The 23,512-nt window shown below is 26.5% G+C and carries 26 protein-coding genes; 6 read left to right on the top strand and 20 right to left on the bottom strand.

Annotation, left to right across the window (positions count from 1 at the left end; all coding sequences use genetic code 11):
* Nucleotides 1-216: 216 nt before the first annotated feature.
* From ATCC9714_RS11760 to ATCC9714_RS11785, 6 genes are all read right to left on the bottom strand, one after another.
* Nucleotides 217-1,086 (bottom strand): DMT family transporter, encoded by an 870-nt coding sequence (locus ATCC9714_RS11760; RefSeq protein WP_021128145.1) that lies wholly within the window; start codon nucleotides 1,084-1,086, stop codon nucleotides 217-219.
* 57 nt (nucleotides 1,087-1,143) lie between these two features.
* Complete coding sequence (locus ATCC9714_RS11765) at nucleotides 1,144-1,725, bottom strand: CDP-alcohol phosphatidyltransferase family protein (protein WP_054631490.1); 582 nt, start codon at nucleotides 1,723-1,725, stop codon at nucleotides 1,144-1,146.
* 8 nt (nucleotides 1,726-1,733) lie between these two features.
* Nucleotides 1,734-2,390: a TVP38/TMEM64 family protein gene (locus ATCC9714_RS11770; RefSeq protein ID WP_021124660.1), complete on the bottom strand. Its 657-nt coding sequence runs from the start codon at nucleotides 2,388-2,390 to the stop codon at nucleotides 1,734-1,736.
* Nucleotides 2,391-2,408: 18 nt separating this feature from the next.
* Entirely contained in the window at nucleotides 2,409-3,527 is a 1,119-nt protein-coding gene (locus ATCC9714_RS11775; protein ID WP_081013653.1) for a (Fe-S)-binding protein, read from the bottom strand.
* A gap of 258 nt (nucleotides 3,528-3,785) precedes the next feature.
* Nucleotides 3,786-3,947, bottom strand: coding sequence for a hypothetical protein (locus ATCC9714_RS11780; RefSeq protein WP_021124663.1), 162 nt, complete (start codon nucleotides 3,945-3,947; stop codon nucleotides 3,786-3,788).
* An 83-nt stretch (nucleotides 3,948-4,030) separates the two neighbouring features.
* Nucleotides 4,031-5,323 (bottom strand): NCS2 family permease, encoded by a 1,293-nt coding sequence (locus tag ATCC9714_RS11785; protein WP_054631772.1) that lies wholly within the window; start codon nucleotides 5,321-5,323, stop codon nucleotides 4,031-4,033.
* Between the two features lie 224 nt (nucleotides 5,324-5,547).
* Here ATCC9714_RS11785 and ATCC9714_RS11790 point away from each other — a divergent pair, with 224 nt between their 5' ends.
* Together ATCC9714_RS11790 and ATCC9714_RS11795 are read left to right on the top strand one after the other, a co-directional pair.
* On the top strand, nucleotides 5,548-5,892 hold the full coding sequence (locus ATCC9714_RS11790; RefSeq protein WP_057545658.1) for a RidA family protein: 345 nt from the start codon (nucleotides 5,548-5,550) through the stop codon (nucleotides 5,890-5,892).
* Nucleotides 5,893-6,026: 134 nt separating this feature from the next.
* Nucleotides 6,027-6,827, top strand: coding sequence for a M55 family metallopeptidase (locus ATCC9714_RS11795; RefSeq protein WP_021124667.1), 801 nt, complete (start codon nucleotides 6,027-6,029; stop codon nucleotides 6,825-6,827).
* A 34-nt stretch (nucleotides 6,828-6,861) separates the two neighbouring features.
* Here ATCC9714_RS11795 and ATCC9714_RS11800 read toward each other — a convergent pair whose 3' ends face one another.
* From ATCC9714_RS11800 to ATCC9714_RS11835, 8 genes are all read right to left on the bottom strand, one after another.
* Nucleotides 6,862-8,109 (bottom strand): hypothetical protein, encoded by a 1,248-nt coding sequence (locus ATCC9714_RS11800; protein ID WP_057545657.1) that lies wholly within the window; start codon nucleotides 8,107-8,109, stop codon nucleotides 6,862-6,864.
* Nucleotides 8,110-8,122: 13 nt separating this feature from the next.
* Nucleotides 8,123-8,947, bottom strand: a complete 825-nt coding sequence (locus ATCC9714_RS11805) for a hypothetical protein (RefSeq protein WP_057545656.1) — start codon at nucleotides 8,945-8,947, stop codon at nucleotides 8,123-8,125.
* Entirely contained in the window at nucleotides 8,940-9,632 is a 693-nt protein-coding gene (locus tag ATCC9714_RS11810; RefSeq protein WP_021124671.1) for an ABC transporter ATP-binding protein, read from the bottom strand. Before ATCC9714_RS11810 ends, ATCC9714_RS11805 begins: the two co-directional genes overlap by 8 nt.
* Nucleotides 9,633-9,643: 11 nt before the next feature.
* Nucleotides 9,644-10,000 carry a GntR family transcriptional regulator gene (locus ATCC9714_RS11815; protein WP_057545655.1) on the bottom strand — a complete coding sequence of 119 codons (357 nt, stop codon included), beginning with the start codon at nucleotides 9,998-10,000 and terminating at the stop codon, nucleotides 9,644-9,646.
* A gap of 156 nt (nucleotides 10,001-10,156) precedes the next feature.
* Entirely contained in the window at nucleotides 10,157-11,128 is a 972-nt protein-coding gene (gene asrC, locus ATCC9714_RS11820; RefSeq protein WP_057545654.1) for a sulfite reductase subunit C, read from the bottom strand.
* 12 nt (nucleotides 11,129-11,140) lie between these two features.
* Nucleotides 11,141-11,932, bottom strand: coding sequence for an anaerobic sulfite reductase subunit AsrB (gene asrB / locus ATCC9714_RS11825; protein ID WP_021124675.1), 792 nt, complete (start codon nucleotides 11,930-11,932; stop codon nucleotides 11,141-11,143).
* A 1-nt stretch (nucleotide 11,933) separates the two neighbouring features.
* Nucleotides 11,934-12,944: an anaerobic sulfite reductase subunit AsrA gene (gene asrA, locus ATCC9714_RS11830; protein WP_057545653.1), complete on the bottom strand. Its 1,011-nt coding sequence runs from the start codon at nucleotides 12,942-12,944 to the stop codon at nucleotides 11,934-11,936.
* Nucleotides 12,945-13,079: 135 nt separating this feature from the next.
* On the bottom strand, nucleotides 13,080-13,763 hold the full coding sequence (locus tag ATCC9714_RS11835) for a Crp/Fnr family transcriptional regulator (protein WP_021128158.1): 684 nt from the start codon (nucleotides 13,761-13,763) through the stop codon (nucleotides 13,080-13,082).
* Between the two features lie 276 nt (nucleotides 13,764-14,039).
* Between ATCC9714_RS11835 and ATCC9714_RS11840 the strand changes: the two genes are divergently transcribed.
* Together ATCC9714_RS11840 and ATCC9714_RS11845 are read left to right on the top strand one after the other, a co-directional pair.
* Entirely contained in the window at nucleotides 14,040-14,429 is a 390-nt protein-coding gene (locus tag ATCC9714_RS11840; protein WP_155485708.1) for a hypothetical protein, read from the top strand.
* A complete protein-coding gene (locus tag ATCC9714_RS11845; RefSeq protein ID WP_057545651.1) occupies nucleotides 14,426-16,063 on the top strand; it encodes a carbon starvation CstA family protein in 1,638 nt (545 codons plus the stop codon). Before ATCC9714_RS11840 ends, ATCC9714_RS11845 begins: the two co-directional genes overlap by 4 nt.
* 30 nt (nucleotides 16,064-16,093) lie before the next feature.
* Here ATCC9714_RS11845 and ATCC9714_RS11850 read toward each other — a convergent pair whose 3' ends face one another.
* Nucleotides 16,094-16,777: a DUF975 family protein gene (locus ATCC9714_RS11850; RefSeq protein ID WP_057545650.1), complete on the bottom strand. Its 684-nt coding sequence runs from the start codon at nucleotides 16,775-16,777 to the stop codon at nucleotides 16,094-16,096.
* A gap of 163 nt (nucleotides 16,778-16,940) precedes the next feature.
* On the opposite strand from ATCC9714_RS11850, the gene ATCC9714_RS11855 reads away from it, so the two are divergent.
* Complete coding sequence (locus tag ATCC9714_RS11855) at nucleotides 16,941-17,714, top strand: YaaA family protein (protein WP_055331214.1); 774 nt, start codon at nucleotides 16,941-16,943, stop codon at nucleotides 17,712-17,714.
* 31 nt (nucleotides 17,715-17,745) lie between these two features.
* On the opposite strand, the gene ATCC9714_RS11860 is transcribed toward ATCC9714_RS11855, so the two are convergent.
* Nucleotides 17,746-18,060, bottom strand: a complete 315-nt coding sequence (locus ATCC9714_RS11860) for a hypothetical protein (RefSeq protein ID WP_021124685.1) — start codon at nucleotides 18,058-18,060, stop codon at nucleotides 17,746-17,748.
* 205 nt (nucleotides 18,061-18,265) lie between these two features.
* Here ATCC9714_RS11860 and ATCC9714_RS11865 point away from each other — a divergent pair, with 205 nt between their 5' ends.
* Complete coding sequence (locus ATCC9714_RS11865; RefSeq protein ID WP_021128164.1) at nucleotides 18,266-19,036, top strand: hypothetical protein; 771 nt, start codon at nucleotides 18,266-18,268, stop codon at nucleotides 19,034-19,036.
* A 31-nt stretch (nucleotides 19,037-19,067) separates the two neighbouring features.
* On the opposite strand, the gene ATCC9714_RS11870 is transcribed toward ATCC9714_RS11865, so the two are convergent.
* The 4 genes from ATCC9714_RS11870 to ATCC9714_RS11885 all read right to left on the bottom strand — a co-directional run bounded on the left by ATCC9714_RS11870 (nucleotide 19,068) and on the right by ATCC9714_RS11885 (nucleotide 23,195).
* Nucleotides 19,068-19,634: a hypothetical protein gene (locus ATCC9714_RS11870; protein WP_057545649.1), complete on the bottom strand. Its 567-nt coding sequence runs from the start codon at nucleotides 19,632-19,634 to the stop codon at nucleotides 19,068-19,070.
* Between the two features lie 96 nt (nucleotides 19,635-19,730).
* The gene (gene glpK, locus ATCC9714_RS11875) at nucleotides 19,731-21,266 is read right to left on the bottom strand and encodes a glycerol kinase GlpK (protein WP_057545648.1); all 1,536 of its coding nucleotides are present in this window, start codon (nucleotides 21,264-21,266) and stop codon (nucleotides 19,731-19,733) included.
* A 101-nt stretch (nucleotides 21,267-21,367) separates the two neighbouring features.
* The gene (locus ATCC9714_RS11880; protein WP_021128167.1) at nucleotides 21,368-21,817 is read right to left on the bottom strand and encodes a hypothetical protein; all 450 of its coding nucleotides are present in this window, start codon (nucleotides 21,815-21,817) and stop codon (nucleotides 21,368-21,370) included.
* A gap of 100 nt (nucleotides 21,818-21,917) precedes the next feature.
* Nucleotides 21,918-23,195 carry a SulP family inorganic anion transporter gene (locus tag ATCC9714_RS11885; RefSeq protein ID WP_081013651.1) on the bottom strand — a complete coding sequence of 426 codons (1,278 nt, stop codon included), beginning with the start codon at nucleotides 23,193-23,195 and terminating at the stop codon, nucleotides 21,918-21,920.
* Between the last annotated feature and the right edge of the window lie 317 nt (nucleotides 23,196-23,512).

Consider the following 23,512-nt stretch of genomic DNA (forward strand, 5'->3'; position numbering starts at 1 on the left):
AATTTACTTTATCAATAAAAAAATAGGAGTATTTATAGCTACTTAATAACTATAAATACTCCTATATTTTCGCATTTATTTATTTTATCTATTTTAAGGGGTTATTTTCATCTTGTATACAATATACTATATACTATAATTTTATTTTTGTCAATATAATAAGTAACATTTCGTGTAAATAGTGTACTAAATTTATAAAAAAAGAAACTAATTAAATTAGCTTCCTTTTTTCTTGTTATATCTAAACATATAATATGATGCTGAAAATATTATTATATATCCAATAAAACTAAATTTATCTGGTATAGTATTAAAAATTATTATACTTATAATTGCTGAGAAAATTATATTTGAATAATCAAATATAGATATTTCTTTCGCCGGTGCATACTTATATGCTAAAGTTACTCCAAATTGACCGATACTTGCAAATATTCCAGCTAAAATAAGATATCCAAATTGAACAATTGTCATACTTTTATAAACTACTATTGTAAATGGTAATATTGCTAAAGTTGAAAACAATGAGAAGAAAAACACTACAGTATAAAATTTCTCTTTTCCTCCTAAGACCCTTAAACACGTATAGGCTGCAGCTGCAAATATAGCCCCCATAGTTCCTGCTACAGATGGTATTACTTCAAAGTTTAATGTAGGCTTAATTATAAATAATGCACCTATAAATGCTATTCCTACAGCTATAGCTTGATTAGTCTTGATTTTTTCCTTTAAAAATATTGCTGAAAATATTATTACAAAAAATGGGCTTAATTTATTTAGCATATTTGCATCTGAAAGAACTAGCCTATCAATAGCATAATAATTTAAGATAATCCCCAATGTTCCAAAAATAGATCTCCATACTAAAATTTTTCTGTTTTCTTTACTCCCAAAAAAACTTTCTTTATATTTAAGTATCAATGCAAAAGCAATTATACATGAAACTAAGTTTCTAAAAAAGGTCTTTTGAAAACTTGGTAAATCCCCAGATAATTTTATAAAAGCAGACATCATAGCAAATCCAAATGCAGATATAATTATAAATAAAATCCCTTTATTTCTATCACTTATATTTAAGTTATTCATAAATTTAACCTCCTATCTATTTCCACTTTTGTATACAGTATATCATAAAGTCTTTAACTATAATATATTCTTAGCCTCTATTATTCTCTGTATTATTGTTATAAATATAATTAGTGAAAATAAATTAGTAAGTAAAATTATAAATTTAGGTAGCAGTATAATTAAACTAAAAAATAAAAATCCCTCACTTCTCTCTGCTACTCCAGCTTGATAGTAAAAACTTTTCATTCCTTTTTTATTTGCAAGTGCTCCTACAGTTAAAAATATAGTCATAGAAATAATTATACACATTAAAAGTACAATAAAATTCATTCTAGCTAGTGGATATTTTAATGCTAATGTAAATATCATTAATACTTCTACTATTCTATCGAAAGTGATATCCATAAGAGTACCAAATGTTGATGTTGTATTGCTTTTTCTTGCCATAGCTCCATCAACTGCATCTAAGTATCCAGATATCCAAAGTAGTAAAACAGCCAGAATAGGCAAATCAAAATATATTAAAGCACTTGTACTTACTCCAATTAAAAGTGCTATAAATGTTACATTGTTTGCACTTAGCTTTAATTTTAATAAAAAATTAGCCCCTATATTAATAATAGGATCTACAAATTTTCTTCCATGAGTATCTAACATTTTCCCTCCTACTTCTTTTGTATACGTAAAAATTTATTTTTTAATATTAATGATAATAAAACTAATAATATTAGCCCCATTATAGAAATATAAAAACTATTACTTCCAATATTGACCGATTGAGCTCCTATATTGGTAAAAACTAAAATTCCAGGAATAGTACCGATTATAGTAGCTAATAAAAAATCCTTATATTTTATTGATGTAAGCCCAGATCCATAACTAATTATATCAAATGGAAATAGAGGTACTAGCCTTAAAATTAGTACTATAAAAAATCCTTTTGAGTTTATTAATTCCTCTATATTGTCTAACTTCTCCTTAGTGAGTTTTTTTACAAAAGCTCTACCTAATTTTCTAGATATATAAAATGAAATTGTAGCCCCGATTAATGCACCTATTAATGTATATATGTATCCTTTAAATAATCCAAATACCATTCCTCCGCCTATCGCTAATATAGAGTCTGGAAATAACGTTAATGGAACTAATGCAAACATTATAATGTAAACTAAAGGTGCTAACCTCCCAAACGAACTTACATAATCCTGAATGTCTTCTACCCCTATATTCATACTTAATATTTTACATATTATTGTACCTAATATTAAAAGTATAATAATAGATATTAATATTTTTAAAACTTTTCCTAAGTTGTATTTCATGTTCTCATCTCCCTTATTTTATAGCTTAATTCTAACTGTTTTATACCTATTCTTCCATTTTTTCAAAGTATTTTCAGTTGATTGAGAAACTACATTTTTATTTATAAAAGATTCATTAAATATTAAATCTAAAATATGAAATATATTTTTATCACTATTTAAAAGTGATTCACAACAAGATTGACAATAGCAAACTATATTTTCACATTTAGTTTCATTTACTCTTCTATTTATCTGTTTTAATGAAACTTCTGAATTTGTTATAGCCACCATACCTCCTGCTCCACAGCAAACTGTATTTTCTCTGCAATTTTCAAATTCAACTATATTTACACCTAATTCTTTTAATATATATCTAACGCTATCATGTATACACTTTTCATATCGTATAGAACAAGAATCATGGACTGAGCAAGTTATATTTTCAAAATTATTTTTTAAATTTTTAGGAATTCCTTTATCTTTTATAACCTCATATAATGATGTGATTTTTATCCTTTTACTATTTTTGCTTAAAGTATTATAGCAATTTGGACATGCAACTATAATCTCTTCAATTTCATTGTTACTTATAAGAGATTCTATTTTATCATAATACTTATTAAATTTTTCAACTTCTCCCATAGATTTAGTTGGTTTTCCACAACATTTAAAAGTCATTCCTATATGTTTATAGTGTTTTTGTAGGTATTTATATATTTTTTTAACTATACTATCACTATAGCTACTCAAGCTACATCCAGGCAAAAATACTACTCTAGCATTTTCAGTGTTTAAATCCTTAGAAAATATAGGCGAGAAACTATTCATCTGATGAAATTTTACTATACTATATCCTTTTTTTCTAAGAGTCTTTTTATCTTTCAATGCAATATTTTCTCTAATTTGATAAAAAGTAGACCCTAAATCTATATTTTTTTTACATTTTTGATTACATAAACCACATAACATACACGAATATGCAACTGATTTATAATCAACTGTTCCATCTAGAATTTCTTTCATTAAATTTTTAGGTGAACTACTAAACTCCTTCATCATAGGACATTTGTTAAAACATAATTTACAATCAGTACATTCATCCTTATCTCTTTTAATTTTATCTACAATTTTTATATCTAAATTAATTTTCTCCACCACCTTTTAGAATAATTTAAAATAGGAAATTTCAAAATTACATATTTTTAAAGTTGAAACATCCACTTTAGACTTAATTTTATATATAATTATTACTTTATTGGAATTTTTTCTAAAGTTTTATCAAACTCAAATTGCACCTAGGATTATATCATATAAATTTACTTTAAACCTATAGAAAAAAGCTATCTAAACTTAAGTTTAGATAGCTTTTTTCTATAGGTTTAAATAAAAAGAATAGTTATATAACAATTCTTTTTATTTAAATATTTTCTTACTTGCTTTTTTTACGTCTTTAGCAGCTTTTTCTCCTACATGTTCAACAGAACTTGTAAAAGATTTTATTCCTTTAGACATGTCATGCCCTAAGTCTTCCATTTTATTTCCAATCTCTTTAATCATACTGTTTTTCTTAGACATATTTACACCTCTTTTAATATTTTATAAATTATTCTTTACACAATGTATTTTTATATTCTAAATATTAAAAGAAAGTATTTTATCTATATTAAAAACTTCAGTAAAAAAACTAATCCAATTATAACTGTAGTTAAACTTATTTCTTTTGCTCTACCTGAAAATAACTTTAATACAATATATGATATTACTCCAAACACAATACCATCAGCTATAGAATATGATAGTGGCATCATTATTATTGTTAAAAAAGCCGGTATTGATTCTGTAAAATCCATTAAATCTATTTCTTTTATTGGCTCAATCATAAATAATCCAACTAAAACTAAGGCTGATGCTGTAACAGCTGGAGTTATTATAGAGAATAATGGAGCAAAGAATAGCGCTAAGAAAAACATAACTGCTGTAGATACTGCTGTAAGCCCTGTTCTTCCACCTTCTGCAACTCCTGATGCACTTTCAACAAATGTACTTACTGTACTAGTACCTAGACAAGCTCCTATTGTTGTTCCTACGGCATCTGCAAATAATGCTTTTTTTATGTTTGGAACTTTTCCATCCTCATCTAGCATTTTAGCTTTTGTAGCTACTCCTACTAATGTTCCTATAGTATCAAACATATCCATAAATAATAATGTAAATAATACAATTAACATATCTATGCTGAATATATTATGCCATTCGAAAGTAAACATCGTAGATGATATAGATGGTGGCATACTAACTATTTTTGTTGGTAAGTCTACTATTCCCATAGGTATACCTACTATAGTAGTTATAATCATTCCTATAAATAATGCACCTTTTACATTTTTTGATAATAACACGGCTGTTATTAATATACCTATTATAGCTAATAATCCAGTTCCCGATGTTATATTTCCAAGAGCAATTATAGTTCCTCCTCCTTGTGGATGTACTATAACTCCAGCTCCTTCAAGTCCTATAAGAGAAATTAAAAGTCCTATTCCAACAGATATAGCCTTTTTTATATTTGTAGGTATTGAATCGACTATAGCTTCACGTATATTAAATATAGTCAATATAATAAAAATAATTCCTTCTAAAAATACTGCTGTTAATGCAAATTGATATGAATATCCCATTCCTACAACTACAGTGTATGCAAAAAAAGCATTTAGTCCCATTCCTGGAGCTAAAGCAAATGGTAATTTTGCATATAATCCCATCATAAGTGTAGCAACAACAGCTGATAAAGCCGTAGCCGTGAACACAGCTCCATAATCCATTCCTGCTGCTGATAATATACTAGGGTTTACTATCAGTATGTATGCCATAGTCATAAAGGTAGTAACACCAGCTAGCATTTCTGTTTTTATTGTTGTGTTATTTTCTTTAAGTCTAAAATATTTTTCCATTAACGTCCTCACTTTTTGTCGAATTTTGTTCTTAACAGAACTATATAATATCATACTTTTTTATATTATGCACTATTTTCGAATCTTTTATTATTCTTTATTATTTTTGTATGTGTTTTTCTTTTTAAATATATAACCAATGTTTAATTGAAAATGTTTTTATATTATTTTATAATTAAATTCTGGACTTAAATTTAAAAGTTACTATACAGGAGGAATATTTTATGGAAATTAAAAGATACGAAGGTACTGGAAGAATGAGTAGAGCAGTTGTTCACAACAATACTATATATTTATGTGGTCAAACTCATGGTGAAGGTGATGTAACGGAACAAACTAAAGTTGTATTACAAAAAGTTGAAGATTTATTAAATAAATATGGTTCTGATAAAAATCATATTTTATCAGTTACTATATACTTAAGAGATATGAAAGATTTTGCTGATATGAACTCAGTTTGGGATTCTTGGGTTAGTGAAGGATTTGAACCAGCTAGAGCTTGTGTAGAAGCTAGACTAGCTAGAGAAGCTTTACTAGTTGAAATGTCAGTAGTTGCTGCTGTTAAATAAATTTTGAATAATTGTATGCTTAAGAATTACACTTTTTAGTGTAGTTCTTTTTATTTTTCATAATTTTTAGATAATTCTTCTTAATTTATATATAATTATAAATATAGATATATTTTTATTAGAGGGGAGATTTTATGAAAATATTTATAAGTGCAGATATAGAAGGGACTTGTGGTATCGTTAATGTTGATGAAACTAATATAAACTCAGAATTTTGTATGTATCATAGGATTCAAATGACCAAAGAAGTAAAAGCTGCTTGTGATGGAGCTACTGCTGCTGGATGTAATTATATACTAGTTAAAGATGCTCATGCTAGTGCTAGAAACATAATACCTGATATGTTGCCTACTGATGCTAATATTATGAGGGGTTGGACAGGTGATCCACTGTCTATGATGAGTGGCTTAGATAGTAGTTTTGATGCATGTATCTTCATAGGTTATCATAGTGGTGCTACAGTAAGTGGTAACCCTTTATCTCATACTAAAAATGGAAGAGCTTATGATTATATAAAAATAAACGATGAACTTGCTAATGAATTTGTTATAAATTCTTATACTGCTAGTTATTATAACGTCCCTGTTATATTTATTAGTGGAGATGAAATGCTTTGCAGTGACTCTAAAAAACTAAATAAAAATATTCACACCGTATCCGTTTCTAAGGGTATAGGAGCCGCTACTATAGCTATTCACCCTGAGTTAGCTATAAAAACCATAGAATCTGAAGTAAAAAAGGCTTTATCTTGCGACTTATCTAAGTGTATAGTTAAGCTTCCAGATAGTTTTAAACTTGAAATTAGATACAAAAATCATAAAGATGCTTATAGGGCATCATTTTACCCTAATGTAATTTTAAAGGACTCTCAAACTATTTCATTTAAAACCAATGATTATTTTGAAGTTCTCAGAATGATTTTGTTTTCAGTTTAATAAAAAATGGGCTATTTAAAATAGCCCATTTTTTCTATAATTCATCCTTTGTTAATATATCATTATTTGGATAAGCCAAGCTGTCATTTATATATTCACCTATATAAATAATTTGACCTGTTTTTTCATCTAACACTACTATACTATTTTTCTTCTTTTGATTTTTTGAATATTTTTCATTTGATTCTTTCCAGCTATTTATACACATATATATTTTATTATTTAAAACTCTAAAATCTATGACATCGTAATTGTCGTCAACATTACCAGTTTTATAATCTCTATCTACATAATCTATTTTATCATTTTTTAAATCAATTTTAGAAAGTTCAATATTAATATTTTCTTTTTCTCCCTTATTATGTTGTAATAAGTATAATATATCTCCTTCAACATCAGCTCCTATTGTTATATTCCCACCTAATAATGGTGATGTACTATCTTTTATTACCGGTTCTTTTATATTTTTAAATTCATTAGTATCTATATCATAATATACTAAATAATAATCTACCTTACTCTTATCTTTTAAATTCACTTGTTCTACAAGAGTATAAATTTTATTGTCTCTATTAAAACCTGTAGCTAAATTAAAAATAGCTTTATAGTCATCTTTTTCAAAAGTTTTATATGTATTATTTTTCTTAACTTTTTGAGTACTTAAATTAAAAGTGTATAAATTTAAAGAACTATCTCCAATACTAGTCACTTCTCCTTTACGGTTATAATTCATGTGAGCTACTAGTGAATTTAATATATATACTTTATCATTTTTTATACCTACTACAAATGCATGTTCAATATTTCCATCTGATTCTATTTTTTCTGGTAATGTAAAATGATACTCATTTATTTCACCAGTTTTTATATTTTTATTATGGATAGTAAATTCTTGAACAAATTCACCATTTTCATTATATGTCTGAGATAAGCTTTCTACATATCCTATATTCTCATTTGATTTATATATTCCACTTCCGTATGGACTAGAATCATTAAACAAATCCGGATTAGATATTATAAGCTGATTATATTCACTTCTAAACTTTTCATTATTTTTATACTTTTTAACTTCAAATCCATCCTTAGATACAATTGATTGTATGCTTTTATATAAATCAGAATTTTGTCTTTGTAAAAATAAAACATCTCCTAAATTTTCTTTGCTTCCTTGTACATCCACTAAATCATAACTTGGTTCATTAAAAACGATACCTATACCTATCCCTATAAGAGAGGCCACCGTTATTATTAAAACTGATATTGACAATTTCTTATTCATACATAAACCTCCCTTAAATTGAAATCTTCTTATTCATAAGATAGTACGATAAAAATAAAGATACAATAAATAAAAATACATAATACCCTATATGAACATGCAATAAATTAATTAACAACAACCTACTCAGTGAAACTAAGTATAAATATCCAAATATAGCTAGTGTTATATATAAAAGTCCTAATATCAATCCTATTTTTTTTATGCTTCTTTCTATTAATACTGATGTGAATATAACTACAATAGCTAGTATTACTCCAATTATATCTACCATTAAGAATTCTACAATATTTGGCGATACTATATTAATTGTTTTCACATTATGCATCATATTTTTAAATATATTCAAAAATATTGGAGACTGTATTCCCGCTAAGTTTTTAACTATAGTTAAATTTAGATACCAAAATACAAACTGTGATACTATAGCTCCATATATCATAACAACTATAGTTATTAATTTAGATAAATATATATTAAACCTTGGTTGAGGTAAACATAATAATGTATATATTGTTTTACTTCTTGAATAATAATCTCTATACCATATTATAAGAGCATATAATAAACACATTAGCACTGCTATTCCAAGGGCAATAGTTCCATATATATATATATCCCCTACAGTGAAGGTATTTACAAATTCATATCCTATATTGCTTTTTAATATACTTAAATTCATTGGAAGTTTATTATCTGTACTAATTTTTTCCACAGAGTTTTTTATACTAATTGCTAATCCAGATAAATTTCCTATAAATAGCACACCTATCAATGCAAAATATAACTTATATATCCTTTTAAATTCTATATTGTATAAACTTAATATTTTATTCATTCTTATACACCTCACTCATCTTATCTATTATAGATTTTCCTTCTTCTTCACGAGTTTCCTCTGCATTGAATACTAACGATACTCGTCCATCATCTATTAAAATAACATCATCTGCTATCATTTCTATCTCAGATATTTCATGAGTTGTTATTATTATACTTTGCTCATCTGTAATATACTTTGTCATAACTTTTAAGAAATCTTCTCTTTTAAAAATATCTATACCAGAAAATGGTTCATCTAGTATAGTGTACTTTGCATTTTGTGCAAATCCTAAAATTATTTTAACTCTAGCTATATTACCTTTAGATAAATTTGATATTTTACTATTATCATTTAAGTTAAATAAGTCTAGCATTTCATATGCTTTTTTATCATCCCAGTTTTTATAGAACTCTTTCATAAATTCAAAACTTTGTTTTATCGTAAATTGAACAAAATAATTATCAACATCTGGAACGAAAGCTACTTTGTCATATATTTTATTATCTATTTTTTCTCCATCTATAAGTATTTCTCCACTATCTAGCTTAATAAGTCCACATATAGCCTTTAAAACTGTTGACTTTCCAACTCCATTTATTCCTAATAAACAAGTTATCTTACCTTCATGTATTTCAAAAGATATATTATCTAAAGCTTTTACTTTTTTGTATTTTTTAGTAGCATTCTTTACTTCTATCATTTTTTCACCCCCTAATATCTATCATTTATTATCTTTATAAGATCTTCTTTATTTACATTTATAGCTTTCATATTCTCTATAAAAACTTCCATAGATTCATTAATTAAATCCTCTTTTATCTTATTTATAAGATTTTCATCTGTAGTTATGTTACTTTGATAATTTCTTTGTGTAGTAATTATCCCCATATCTTCCATCTCCTTATATGATTTTTGAACCGTATTTGGGTTTACCTTAATATTTACAGCCATCTCCCTTCTAGATGGTATAGAGTCTCCTGGTTGTAAATCTCCCCTTACAATTTGTTGTTTTATGTATCTTATAATCTGTATATACACGGGTTCCTTGTCATTTGGAATAAAGCTCATATTCTCACCTCCGTATTACTGTACTATTCCAGTAGTACACCTCATAAGTGTATTATATCTATAATACACTTATAGTTCAAGTGTTTTTTATTTGTAATTTATTGTATTACTTTTGGATAAATAAAAAATGGATGACTCTATTTTGAGTCATCCATTTTACTTATATCTTATTCCACCCCAATACACATTTTCATTAACCTGTGCTATATCAGGTAGTTCTACACCTTCTAATATCCATTTTTTAAATTCCATAAATCCAGTTCTATCAACAATATAACCTACATGTTCTTTTCCTGTCGGAGCATTTTTATCTATATATTCATCAACATATTTATAAGTATTTTTTATAACCTTAACTATACTCTCTTCATCTGCCCAAACTATAAAATCTTCTCCAAGTCTTGGATTTTTCTTACCTGTTCTACCCATTATAGATAATCTAAAATATTTCTTTTCATCTCTAGTCCATGCATTTGTAGGACAGTTTAGTACACACTCTCCACATCCTATACATTTTTTATGATCTCTAACAGGTCTATAGTTTTGAGCACTTAAAGCACCTGTTGAAAGTTGTTTACACTTTTTAACACATGCCCCACAAGATACACATCTTTCTTTTTCAAACCTAGGTAATGCCATCCCTATGATTCCAAAATCATGCATTCTAGCTTTAATGCAATCATTTGGACACCCTGTTAATGCTACTTTAAAGTGAAAATCATTTGGATAAATTTCTTTTTCAATTCTCTTTGCAAATTTCGTAGTATTATACTGAGCTTTTGGACAGATTTTATTTCCTATACATGAAGCTATATTTCTAGTACCTGCAGCTGGGTATCCTTTATCTTTGTCTTCTTGATTTATACTCATTTTTTCTATAACTGGTTGTATTATTTTGTTAACCTCATCCATTTTTTCCATTGGAATCCCTAGTATTTCAAAACCCTGTCTTGTTGTTATATGAATTTGCCCATTTCCATATTCATTTGCTATTTTAGAAACTATAATAAGACTTTCTGGATCTACACATCCACCAGGTATTCTTACTCTAAGAGCCGTTTCATATTTATTCTTAGTTATTCTATATGCATTTTTCATTACTTTCTTAGTATTTAAATCTCTTATCACAATCTTACCCTCCTAGTCTATTAATTTTTTAGCCTCAAAATAGTTAAATACAGGTCCATCTATACATATATAAGTATCATCCATTTTGCAATGACCACACTTACCTACTCCACAACACATCTTTCTTTCATATGAAACCCATATATTTTTTTCATCTAAATCTCTTTTTAAGAATTCTCTTACTGTAAATTTCATCATCATAGGTGATCCTACAACTATAGCCGATACATTATCAATATTTTTAATTTCAAGAGATGGGATATATTTAGTTACAAGACCTATATGTCCTTCATATCCTTCTTCTGCACCATCCACAGTTACTATAACATCTAGTTTCTCACTCCATCTTTTTAAATCATCTTTAAATAAAATATCTTTAGGTGATTTAAATCCTACTATTAACTTAAAGCTTTTGCATTTTTCAAAGTTATCATAATAATAATCCATTATCCCTCTTACTGGTGCTAATCCACTACCTCCAGCTACTACTACAATCTCTCTATCTTCATAAAGTGATATATCAAATCCATTTCCATATGGTCCTCTTAAGAAAAATTTATCTCCCACTTTATAACTAAATATTTCATCTGTAACTTTACCTACTTTTCTTATTGTAAAGTCAATATAGTCTTTACCTGTTCCCGAAACAGATATAGGACTTTCACCATATTTTGGTATTGATATTTCATAGAATTGACCTGGTAATACACCTTTAGAGTTGCACTTTGTTCTAAACGTCCATTCAATCTCTGTATGTTTTATTATTTCTAAAATTTCAGCTCCAACTGGTATATATGGATTCATATTATTTTTCCTCCTTATTTACTAGGTCATTTACTTTTTCTATACAAGTCGAAAAAGATATATATTGTGGACATGCATCATCACATCTACCACATCCAACACACATTTGATATCCAAATCTCTTATTAAAATCGTATATTTTATGTAATGTTTTAAATCTCATTCTATCTCCACGTAATCTTCTAAATGAATGTCCTCCAGCCATATCTGTATATCCATCAACATGGCATGATGCCCAAACCCTTCTTCTTTCTCCAACATTTTCATTTTCTTTGTAAAATATATCTTGCATAGTAAAGCATGTGCATGTAGGGCATACAAAGTTACATCTACCACAGGCTATACACCTATCATCGTACTCTCTCCACATATCATCCATACTCACTTTAAGAGTATTTATATTCTCATTTACGCTTATACTTATATCATTTTCCTTGACATAATCTACTTCAAAGTCTATATCTTCACCATCAAAATAATTACTAAACGCTTCATCGTTTATATGTAATTGTACTTCATCATTTCTAAAATTAAGTCCTATTGAGTAGTTATCAGTTTTATTAGAATCCATGCTTACACAAAAACAGTTCCTAAAGCTTTCACTACATCCGATTAAGACAAAATTAACTTTTTCTCTAATTCTTTTGTAGAAGTAATCTTCTTCTTTTCCATTTTCTAAATATATTTGGTCTATTCTTTTAATTCCATTAATATCACAAGCTCTTAAAAAGATTAATATATCTTTATCTTCTTTTTGATTAGCTTCTTTAAATTCATCCTCTGTAAAATAAAATAATGTTTCTGATATTGGTAAAACAATTTCCTTAGGTGAAAAATTTGATTTTTTATTTAGTTCTATTTCCTCTATATCTTCTATTTCCTTATACCTAACTACATCTGTATCAGAGTAAGTCCCTTTATATGCTAATGATACAGGTGCAAATAATTTATACTTTTCTTTTAACTTTTTTAATGAATTATTAAATTCATTTTTAGATAATTTTATTTTCATATAACCCACCTTTTCAAATCATTAATTTGTTAAATAAATATTAACACTATTTCAACTTTACTTCTGTGATATATATCACACTTTGACTAAAAACTAACAATTTTTATATATAAAAAATAGCAAAATACTTTAATTTTATTTTTCTTTAAAGTATCTTGCTATTTCAACTTTCCTTACATATATTTTTTTATTTTCAATCCTTACAAGTCCATTAGTTTCTAAAACCCTCATAGCCCTAGATAAGCTTTCTCTTGGACATCCTAACATATCAGCTAAATAAGTTATTGTTATTTTTATATCTATGAAATGCCATCCATCTATTTCTTTTCCGTATTCATTAGCTAATCTATAAAGTTTTGCGGCCAATCTTTTATCTATTTTTATTGAAATAGAATTTTTAACTTGCCTATATAATCTTCTATTTCGTCTTTCCATATAACTTATAATATTTTTAGTTAATTCAAAATCATTTTTCATCATACCTAAAAAGGTTTCTAAGTTGTATTCTAATATTAAACAATCTTCAAAAGCTTCGCAGCTTATAGTAGCCCTTTTAAATTCTAAATTTATTTCATTTACCATCTCCCCTTTATTTAATATAAATATTATCTTTCTATCTCCATTTTCACTTATTTTAAATATAGAAACTTTTCCATCAATCAAAATATAAACCTTATCAATTACATCCTTTTCATTAAATAATACATCTTTTTGATTTAAGTAAATTAATTTGCCGTACTTTAAAATTTCAACTTTTGTATTATTATTTATATTTTTAAATATCTTTACATGATCTAATTTATAATTATTATTTTTCATAAAGGCTTATTCTCCTTGAAAACTAATCTTCTAATCAATATTTTACTTTTTTATTTAAATCCTGTCCATAAATTGTATTTCATTTAACTTCTTTTATATATATAAATATTTTTAATAATTGCAAATCTATAAGTAAAGTACTAACATTTATGTAAACGACATAAGGAGGTGATATTTATTTTAGATAAATTAAAAAACTCCATGAAAAATCAATTTAATATATATGATAATTATAATATATATAAATATAACTTTGATTTCATGGGGGAATATATCTTGTCCAATTCTAAATATTTTTTAAATAAAAAAAAAATAATTTGGTCATATGATAATCGAGAATATATCTTTGCAAAAGATATACAATTCCTATCAAAAGATGTTCTTGAAAACAACTTGCTACCATTTGCTGACTATGCAATGAAAAATCTCGTACAAACAGATGATACTCACATGTCTACAGCTATCACTTTATTCATATCTTGCGAAAATATAGACGATATTCTAAAAAAACAAATTTCAAAAATAAAGAAAAGAAAAAGCTATATGTTTGGTCTTAGAGGTTACTCATCTTTGAGATTAATATTATTTGATAAACTAACAAATGAATTTATTTATAATTATGATTCAAAGGATATTATTCATTTTTATAAGGAGGTTTTATTATGAATTCATTGACTTTATTGTTAGTTAGCGCAATTATTTTATTTATAGGTTACGTTTGTTATGGTGGATATTTAGCTAAAAAATGGGGAGTTGATGATAATATAAAAACACCTGCTCATACAAAATATGATGGTGTAGATTATGTTCCTGCTAAATCCCCAGTATTACTTGGACATCATTTTGCATCTATCGCTGGTGCTGGTCCTATAGTTGGTCCTATTCAAGCTGCTGTATTTGGATGGATTCCAGTTGCCCTTTGGGTTTTAATAGGTAGTATATTCTTTGGTGGAGTTCAGGACTTTGGTTCATTATTTGCATCAATTAGGCATGATGGTAAATCTATAGGCGAAATTATAGAATTTAATATGGGTAGAAAAGGAAAAAAACTATTTTCACTTTTTGCTTGGTTGACTTTAGTTTTGGTAGTAGCTGCTTTTGCTAATATTGTTGCTGATAATTTTGTCTCTACACCTCAAGCTGCAAGCGCCTCTATGTTTTTTATAATTTTAGCTATTTTATTTGGTATAGCAGTTTATAGATTTAAAATGCCCTTGATTCCTGCAACTATAGTTGGTGTTATATTATTGTTTGGTTGTATATATTTAGGCTTTTTATTTCCTATAGTTTTAAGTAAGCAAACTTGGATAATATTACTTATGATTTATATATTTGTTGCATCGGTAACTCCAGTTTGGATATTACTTCAACCTAGAGATTATTTAAACTCTTATTTACTATATGCAATGATAATAGGTGCACTTTTAGGAATTTTCATTTTAAGACCTGAAATACAAATGGAAGGATTTGTTGGATTTAATGTTGAAGGTCAGTATTTATTCCCATTTTTATTTGTTACTGTAGCTTGTGGTGCCATATCTGGTTTCCATTCATTAGTCGGTTCTGGAACTTCATCTAAACAACTTTATAAAGAGTCAGACGCAAAAAAAATTGGATATGGAGCTATGCTTATAGAGGGTCTTCTTGCTATAGTTGCACTTATAACAGTTGCCTATATATCAAATAAGCAGTTTGGTAGCTTATTAGGAAATGGTGGCCCTGTAAATGTGTTTTCTGAAGGTATAGCTAACTTTATGATGCCTTTTGGTATACCTTTTACAGTTGGAAAGACATTTACATCACTTGCTATATCTGCATTTGCACTGACTTCACTAGATACAGCTACAAGACTTGGTAGATTTATATTCCAGGAGTTTTTTGATACTACTAATCCAGATGAAAAAGAATCTAAGAAATCAACTAATAAAAATCCTCTTACGAATATGTATATATCAACAATTATAACAGTTGTATGTTCTGGACTTTTAGCTGTTATGGGTTATGAAAAAATATGGCCAATATTTGGTTCAGCAAATCAATTATTAGCAGCTATAGCTTTAATGGCAATAGCAATTTGGCTAGCTAATTCTAAGAAAAGCTTTAAAGAGTTTATAATTCCTATAATCTTTATGTTTATCGTTACTATAGTGTCTCTTTGTTTAAATATAAAAGCTAATATAGGTGTCAACTATGCATTAGTAATAATAGCTGTACTTTTACTTATATTGGCACTAATCCTTATAAAAGAAGCTATTTCTTTTATAAAAAATAATAATAAAAATAAAGTAGAAAATAAATAAAAAGATGCATCTATAGATGCATCTTTTTATTTATTTTCTACTAATTAATTTATAAAAATTAGCTTTTGTTAACATAATATATGGTTCTAACCAAAAAAATCCTATTCCAAATGTAAGTACTGCTAAAATCGCCCATCCAATAAAACTAAGTTCTAGTATAAATAACTTACATTTGTTTCCTTTCATAATATTCATACTTAATTTTATAGCTTCAAAAACCCCCATACTTGGATTTTCTAATATTAAATATGGTGTCTGAGATATTGCTAATATAAGAATTTCTGTTAGTAAAATAACCAAACTTATAACTGCTATAACTATAAATGCGTAAGTACTTAAACTTCCATTTGAAAGTAGCATTCCTGTACCTATGCTAAGTAAAAAAAATATAGTTATACATGCTATTACAAAAGAAATTAAAGATAATATAAGTGTGTATAGAAACGACTTAAAAAAACTACTTTTATCCACAATCAAATCTCTAAATGTAGCTAATCCTGATGTTTCAATAAATCTCAAATAAAAACTTGGAATCCCAATAGTTGCCCATACTCCTATAAGGAAAGTTGATAATAATGATATTATTATAATAAAATTTGAATTTGTTTCACTCTGAATCATACTTATTAAAATTGTTATTACCGAATATACTAAAGATACTAATACGGGTGTAGTCCAATTTCCTTTTAACTGACTTTTTGATAATTCTTTCAATGCTGCTCTATCTATTTAAATCTCCTCCTTTTAGATACTTTTTATAATTATATGCTTTAATGTTTAAGCATAATTCATATTATGTTTTATATATTCAAATTTGTGATTAAACATTTTATTTTTTGATATATATTATATATAATAAAATTTTGAGGTGATTTAAATGATAACTATAATTTCTCCAGCAACAACAATGAATTTCGAAAAAGTTAACAATAATATTTCAAATTCTAATCCTTATTTTAATAAAGAAGTAAATTATCTTTCAGGTATTTTAAAAGAATTAAATAAAAATCAAGTAAGCAAACTAATGAAATTAAGTGATGATTTAGCTATTTTAAATTTAGATAGATATAAAGTTTTAGGAACTGATGAAAGTCCTTACTTACAATCTATTTTAGCCTTTAACGGTCATGTTTTTAATGCTATGAATATAGATGACTTTAATGAAATAGATTTTGAATTTGCAAATAACCATTTAAGAGTTTTATCAGGATTATATGGAGTTTTAAAGCCCTTTGATCTAATACAACCCTATAGGCTTGAAATGAAATCTAAGCTTGAAAATAATTTAGGTAATGATTTATATAAATTCTGGAAAGATAAAATAACTAGTTTTTTATATGATGATCTTTCAAAACAAAAATCTAAAATATTAATAAACCTAGCTTCTTCTGAGTATTCCAAAGCTATAAATTTTAAAGTGTTAGCAAAAGATTTTAATATAATTAATGTTGAATTTAAAGAATTTAAAAAAGAATCTAATACGTATAAAGTTATAGGAACTTATTCTAAAAAAGCTCGTGGTCAATTGAGTAGCTACATTATTAAAAATAAAATAGATGATATAGAGAATTTAAAAAAGTTTAACTCTGATGGATACAAATTTAATGATAGCTTATCGGATATAAACAACTTTATATTTACTAGGCAATAAAAATATATCTACATAATATGTAGATATATTTTTATTTAATACTTATTATAAGTTCTTCATTTTTTTTGATATTTTCCCCAAGTCTATTAATCATTGAGATTTCTGCATTTACATTAAATGTATTATTATCCATTCTTTTTATACCTATAATCTTATAACTGTCCACCCATATATCAGAGTCATACCTACTCCAGTTATACTTTTTATTCTTTTTTAATTCATTAACAAAACACATTTTTATTTTATAATCTAAATCGTATTTATTACTTATTTCTTTTTTATTATCTACAATAGATAAAAACATAATAAAAATTAAAATTCCTAAAACTATCTTTTTAATCTTCATAACTTCACCTTTTAGTAAATTTTTAATCTTTATTTAATTTTTGTAATTTAAGTAATATTATTCTTAAAAAACTATCTTTTATTAAAGTTTAATTATTTTTGTTTTTTATATTAGTTTAGATTCGTATATTTTAAAATATCTAATGTTAACTTATTTAGTTTTTGGGTATACATTAAAATGACTTAAAATTTGGAGGTTTCTGACTATGAAATATAACTACACAGTAGAATTAAATAATATATTAAATAATGTATATAAAGAGTTAGTATATGATTTAGCTAAAGCTAATCCACAAATAAATTTTTCTAAGAATGATTTAAAAAATACAAAATATATACTTTCAAAAGAAAGAGTATATCTTGGAAGTGATATGGACGATTTTATAATAAGTCATATACCTAAAGGTCATGACGGAAACCTATTTAGGGTTTCAATTTCAGAATATCACAATAGACTACATCCCAGATTTGAAAATTATAAAGGTGAGCCTATTGTAGATTCAACTTATACTAAATTTGCACTTTTACTTTGGGAAGATCACATGAATAATTTATTAATTGAAGATATTCAAAATCTTTTTAGTCAAAATGGATTTGTTGATTTTATTAATAATACATTAGATAATTACTTAGAAGAGTTATCTAATAGACTAAATGATTATAGAAATGAATTAATAGTAATTGAATTTGATAGCAAAGAAAATTTATTAAATTCAATAGCAGATATGATTGAATCTAATAAATTAGATTTTAAATTTGCTCATATATTAGTAGATATAGATAAGCTTCGAGACGATATGGCTAAAATGTCGGCTACATTTAACGTTTATAATGAATTTGATAAATTAGAAGATGATCCTAAACAATGTTTACTTAAATATCCAAAGTATAATTCTGATGAATTATTAAACTTGTTAATAAATAATTATGATTTTAAATTATCTAACAACAATTGTCTGACTAAAAATAAGCACTAAAAAAGTAAGAAGTTTTTAACTTCTTACTTTTTTATCTTTGTATAATAGTTCCAAAAAAGTCCATGTCTAAATGATCAAACTGTATATCACTTCTATTTTCATAAGTAAAACATATACCCTTAATCCAATTTCCTTTATAATTTCTTTGAAGTAAGTTTTCTACTAAAGAGTATGTTGTTATGCTAGCTCCCGTGCTTCCTTGAAAGTACTTTTGTTTCCAATTATTTTTATTTTTTTCTTCCTTTATGTTTATATATGCTATATTATCTTCTATTTTTTCTAATTCAATAGGAGACCCTTCGAATTGTAATTGAGACATTTTTTCTAAAATTTTATTGATTTTTTCATTAATTGTTGCATTTTTATTGATTTTTATATTTCCTAAAACTATAACTTCATCACTACTTGAATCTTTAGTTTTTATCTCAAATATATCATCTTGATTATTTATAGTTTCATTAATATTTTCATTGTTTTTATCTACAATACTGTTAATATTATTAAAATTTGTTTCTATATCATTTTCATTGCTTGTACATCCAGTTATCATAAGCAAAGTAAAAAATATTACACCAAATATCTTAATTATATTTTTCATATATTCCTCCATATAATTTTTATATAATAAATTATATGTCCCAATATAAAAAACTTATACTAAATATAAAATAAAAAAGAAGCTTGAGCTTCTTTTTTATTTTATATTATTTAATTCACAAACTAAATCCTCATCTTCTTTTGCCCACAAAAGAGTTCTATCTACTGCCCTTTTCCAGCCTTTATATAAAACCTCTCTTTTTTTATCACTCATCTTAGGAATAAATTCTGTATCAATTACCCACTTTTGCTTTATATCATCTTTATTCTTATAAAATCCTACTGCAAGTCCAGCAAGATAAGCAGCTCCTAAAGCTGTTGTCTCTATAATTTTAGGTCTATCAACATTTACATTTAATATATCAGATTGGAACTGCATTAAAAAGTTATTCGCACTAGCTCCACCATCTACTCTCAGACATTTTAACTTTAATTTAGAATCTTCCTCCATAGCATTTAATACATCTTTAGTTTGATATGCAATAGATTCAAGGGTTGCCCTAACTATATGCCCACGTTTAGCCCCTCTAGTCAATCCAAAAATAGCTCCTCTTGCATACATATCCCAATAAGGTGCTCCTAATCCAGTAAATGCAGGAACAACATATACTCCATTTGTATCATTTGCTTGATTAGCATAATACTCAGACTGACCCGAATCATAAATCAACCTTAATTCATCTCTTAACCACTGTATCGATGCTCCTCCAACGAATATACTTCCTTCTAGTGCATAATTTATTTTTCCATTAACTCCCCAAGCAATAGTTGTTATTAAGCCATTTTTAGATTCAACAATCTGATCACCTGTATTCATTAATAAAAAGCATCCTGTTCCATATGTATTTTTTACACTACCTTTTTCAAAACATGTTTGACCAAATAGTGCGGCTTGCTGATCTCCTGCACAACCTGAAATTGGTATTTTTGCACCTGCTAACATTTCTTCATCTGTATATCCATATATTTCACTTGATGGTCTAACTTCTGGCAACATACTTCTTGGTATATCAAGTTCTTTTAATATATCTTCATCCCATTTTAATTCTTTTATATTGTAAAGCATTGTTCTTGATGCATTAGAATAATCTGTTACATGAACTTTACCTCTTGTGAAATTCCAAATTAACCATGTATCAACGGTTCCAAATAGTAATTCTCCATTTTTAGCTTTTTCTTTAGCTCCCTCTACATTATCTAGAATCCACTTTATTTTTGTTGCTGAAAAATAAGCATCTATTATTAATCCAGTTTTTTCTTTTATAATAGATTCTAATCCTTTTTCTTTTAAATCGTCACAAATTTCTGCAGTTCTTCTACATTGCCAAACTATAGCATTGTAAATAGGCTTTCCAGTAATCTTATCCCATACTATAGTTGTTTCCCTTTGATTTGTTATTCCTATTGCTGCTATTTCATCAGGTCTTATAAACGAAGTCTCTAAAACTTCTCTCAAAACCCCACTTTGACTTCCCCATATTTCCATAGGATTATGTTCTACCCATGAAGTTTTTGGATAAATTTGACTGAATTCTTTTTTGGCTGATGAAACTATATTTCCATATTTATCAAATAAGATTGCTCTAGAGCTAGTGGTTCCTTGATCTAGAGCTATTATATATTTTTTTTCCATAATCTTTGCTCCTTAAAGTTGTCTATTATATAGTATCCTTTAAGTAAATATTAACAATAAAACAAAATGACTACAATGTTTTTAAGTAATTTATTATTATCTCATCTTAATTTTATCTCGTATTTACAACTCTTATATAAAACAGGAGTGCCTCTAGTTTTATCATTATCAAATTGTACTATCTCAACTTTATGTATTCCTTCTTTTATTTCTTCATCACATATAGTTAGTGTAGCTGAATTTTCATTACTTAATCTTTCTATAGAATTTAACTTTTCATCTATATATATATAGCTTGGTTTAGAATTATCAATTCCATCTGATTGAAGTCCCAGATGTAAAAAAGCTTCATGTTCCTTCGTATATAAAATAGGTATATTGCCTTTTTCTTTTATTGAAGTCGGGGTATTTATGTAAATATTCCCTTCTCCTTTCTCACTACTTAATCCATTTGGTATTGTTTTTTCTTCCTCTACCTTATTTTCTACAATTTCTTTAGAGCATCCAGTGATGGAAATTATAAATAATAGTAATAATAGTATTTTTTTCATTAAGCTCCTCCGATTAAAATATATATTATTACTTATTATTTCCATATTTACACAAAAAAGTATGTATTTTAATATTAAAATACATACTTTTTTATCTCTATTAAGCTACTTCTAATTCTTCATCTTCTTCTTCTGTCTTTTTACTTCTATCTTTAACAAATTTTAGAATATAATGTACAAGCATTCCTACCCCAATTGCAAATACTAAATCAAATACAACTGTAAATACAAATGTTATAATTAATACTAAAACATCCGATTTGTCTGAAGATAATAATTCTTTAAAATGTTTCCATTCACCCATATTGTATGAAACAATAATAAGAATTGCAGCTAAAGTCGTCATCGGTATAAGTTTTGCCAGTGGCATAAGTATAACCATTATAAGAAGTAAAGTTATCGCATGGACTATACCAGCTATAGGACTTCGTCCTCCACTTCTTACATTCGCTGCAGTTCTTGCTATAGCCCCTGTTGCTGGAATTCCTCCAAAAATTGAAGATGCTATATTACCAAGACCTTGTGCAACTAATTCCATATTTGAATCGTGTTTATCATTTATCATATTATCTGATACAACACAAGAAAGTAGCGATTCTATTGCTCCTAATAAAGCAATTGTCATTGCTGGCTTTATTAAGCTTATGATTGTTTGTATATCCATATGTGGTATTTGTGGCTTAGGTATAGCTGATGATATATGCGTAAATCTAGTGCCAATAGTATCAGATGGTAAATTAAATATATTTACGATTATTGTAGATAATATTAAAGCTATTATTGAAGCGGGTATTTTCTTGTTTATTTTAGGCCAATAAACTAATATAAAAATACAGGCTAGTCCTATTAGAAATGATACTATATCAAAGGTTGATATATGATGTATATAACTTTCTATTTTTCCTATAAACTCTGCTGGAACATCTTTTATCTCTAAACCAAAGAAATCTTTTAATTGAGTTGTAAGTAATGTTACTGCTATCCCACTAGTAAATCCTACTGTTATAGTTTGTGGTACATATTTTATTAAAGATCCAAATCTAAGTAATCCCATGATTACAAGTATAATTCCTGCCATAGTTGTTGCTGTTATAAGTCCCGTTACTCCATAAGTCTTAACAACTCCATAAACTATTACAACGAAAGCTCCTGTAGGTCCTCCAATTTGAACTTTACTTCCACCTAAAAAAGAAATTACAAAACCTGCAAATATAGCTGTTATCAATCCTTTTTCCGGTGATACACCCGAAGATATGGCTAAAGCTATAGATAAAGGAAGAGCTATTATAGCAACTATAATTCCCGATACTATATCCTTTCCAACTTGTTCTTTGGTTAATTCATTATTATTAATCATTTTAAATAACTTTGGTAACACTTAAACACTTCCCTCCAAAACTAATTATTACAACATTTAATATAATAATCCTATTTTTGATTAAAGTCTACATAAAAATCAAAAAAATTATTAAAAAAATAAAAGATATTGCTTGTTCGAACTTTAATTACAATTCAATTATTTTTAATTCGTGTTTTAATTGTTTTTATTTGATATAATTTTAAAATTCATCAAACTATTTTTTAATAATGCATATGTTATTGCTTATTTATGTTCCATAATGAAAGTATGATTTAGATTTTATTTTCATTTTTAATTTTTTTTATTATTCGTATTTTTTCTTCTTTCATTCATAA

The organism is Paraclostridium sordellii (genome assembly GCF_000953675.1).
Lineage (GTDB): Bacteria > Bacillota > Clostridia > Peptostreptococcales > Peptostreptococcaceae > Paraclostridium > Paraclostridium sordellii.

What these genes read in the sequence shown, in the direction of transcription:
- ATCC9714_RS11815 (WP_057545655.1), bottom strand. Translation starts at nt 10,000, where the DNA reads ATGAGCTTTATTCCAAATGACAAGGAACCCGTGTATATACAGATTATA.
- ATCC9714_RS11860 (WP_021124685.1), bottom strand. Translation starts at nt 18,060, where the DNA reads ATGAAGATTAAAAAGATAGTTTTAGGAATTTTAATTTTTATTATGTTT.
- ATCC9714_RS11760 (WP_021128145.1), bottom strand. Translation starts at nt 1,086, where the DNA reads ATGAATAACTTAAATATAAGTGATAGAAATAAAGGGATTTTATTTATA.
- ATCC9714_RS11790 (WP_057545658.1), top strand. Translation starts at nt 5,548, where the DNA reads ATGGAAATTAAAAGATACGAAGGTACTGGAAGAATGAGTAGAGCAGTT.
- ATCC9714_RS11865 (WP_021128164.1), top strand. Translation starts at nt 18,266, where the DNA reads ATGAAATATAACTACACAGTAGAATTAAATAATATATTAAATAATGTA.
- ATCC9714_RS11780 (WP_021124663.1), bottom strand. Translation starts at nt 3,947, where the DNA reads ATGTCTAAGAAAAACAGTATGATTAAAGAGATTGGAAATAAAATGGAA.
- asrA (WP_057545653.1), bottom strand. Translation starts at nt 12,944, where the DNA reads ATGAAAATAAAATTATCTAAAAATGAATTTAATAATTCATTAAAAAAG.
- ATCC9714_RS11855 (WP_055331214.1), top strand. Translation starts at nt 16,941, where the DNA reads ATGATAACTATAATTTCTCCAGCAACAACAATGAATTTCGAAAAAGTT.
- ATCC9714_RS11845 (WP_057545651.1), top strand. Translation starts at nt 14,426, where the DNA reads ATGAATTCATTGACTTTATTGTTAGTTAGCGCAATTATTTTATTTATA.
- ATCC9714_RS11800 (WP_057545657.1), bottom strand. Translation starts at nt 8,109, where the DNA reads ATGAATAAGAAATTGTCAATATCAGTTTTAATAATAACGGTGGCCTCT.
- ATCC9714_RS11835 (WP_021128158.1), bottom strand. Translation starts at nt 13,763, where the DNA reads ATGAAAAATAATAATTATAAATTAGATCATGTAAAGATATTTAAAAAT.
- ATCC9714_RS11785 (WP_054631772.1), bottom strand. Translation starts at nt 5,323, where the DNA reads ATGGAAAAATATTTTAGACTTAAAGAAAATAACACAACAATAAAAACA.
- ATCC9714_RS11770 (WP_021124660.1), bottom strand. Translation starts at nt 2,390, where the DNA reads ATGAAATACAACTTAGGAAAAGTTTTAAAAATATTAATATCTATTATT.
- ATCC9714_RS11805 (WP_057545656.1), bottom strand. Translation starts at nt 8,947, where the DNA reads ATGAATAAAATATTAAGTTTATACAATATAGAATTTAAAAGGATATAT.
- ATCC9714_RS11795 (WP_021124667.1), top strand. Translation starts at nt 6,027, where the DNA reads ATGAAAATATTTATAAGTGCAGATATAGAAGGGACTTGTGGTATCGTT.
- ATCC9714_RS11765 (WP_054631490.1), bottom strand. Translation starts at nt 1,725, where the DNA reads ATGTTAGATACTCATGGAAGAAAATTTGTAGATCCTATTATTAATATA.
- glpK (WP_057545648.1), bottom strand. Translation starts at nt 21,266, where the DNA reads ATGGAAAAAAAATATATAATAGCTCTAGATCAAGGAACCACTAGCTCT.
- ATCC9714_RS11880 (WP_021128167.1), bottom strand. Translation starts at nt 21,817, where the DNA reads ATGAAAAAAATACTATTATTACTATTATTTATAATTTCCATCACTGGA.
- ATCC9714_RS11810 (WP_021124671.1), bottom strand. Translation starts at nt 9,632, where the DNA reads ATGATAGAAGTAAAGAATGCTACTAAAAAATACAAAAAAGTAAAAGCT.
- ATCC9714_RS11870 (WP_057545649.1), bottom strand. Translation starts at nt 19,634, where the DNA reads ATGAAAAATATAATTAAGATATTTGGTGTAATATTTTTTACTTTGCTT.
- asrB (WP_021124675.1), bottom strand. Translation starts at nt 11,932, where the DNA reads ATGAATCCATATATACCAGTTGGAGCTGAAATTTTAGAAATAATAAAA.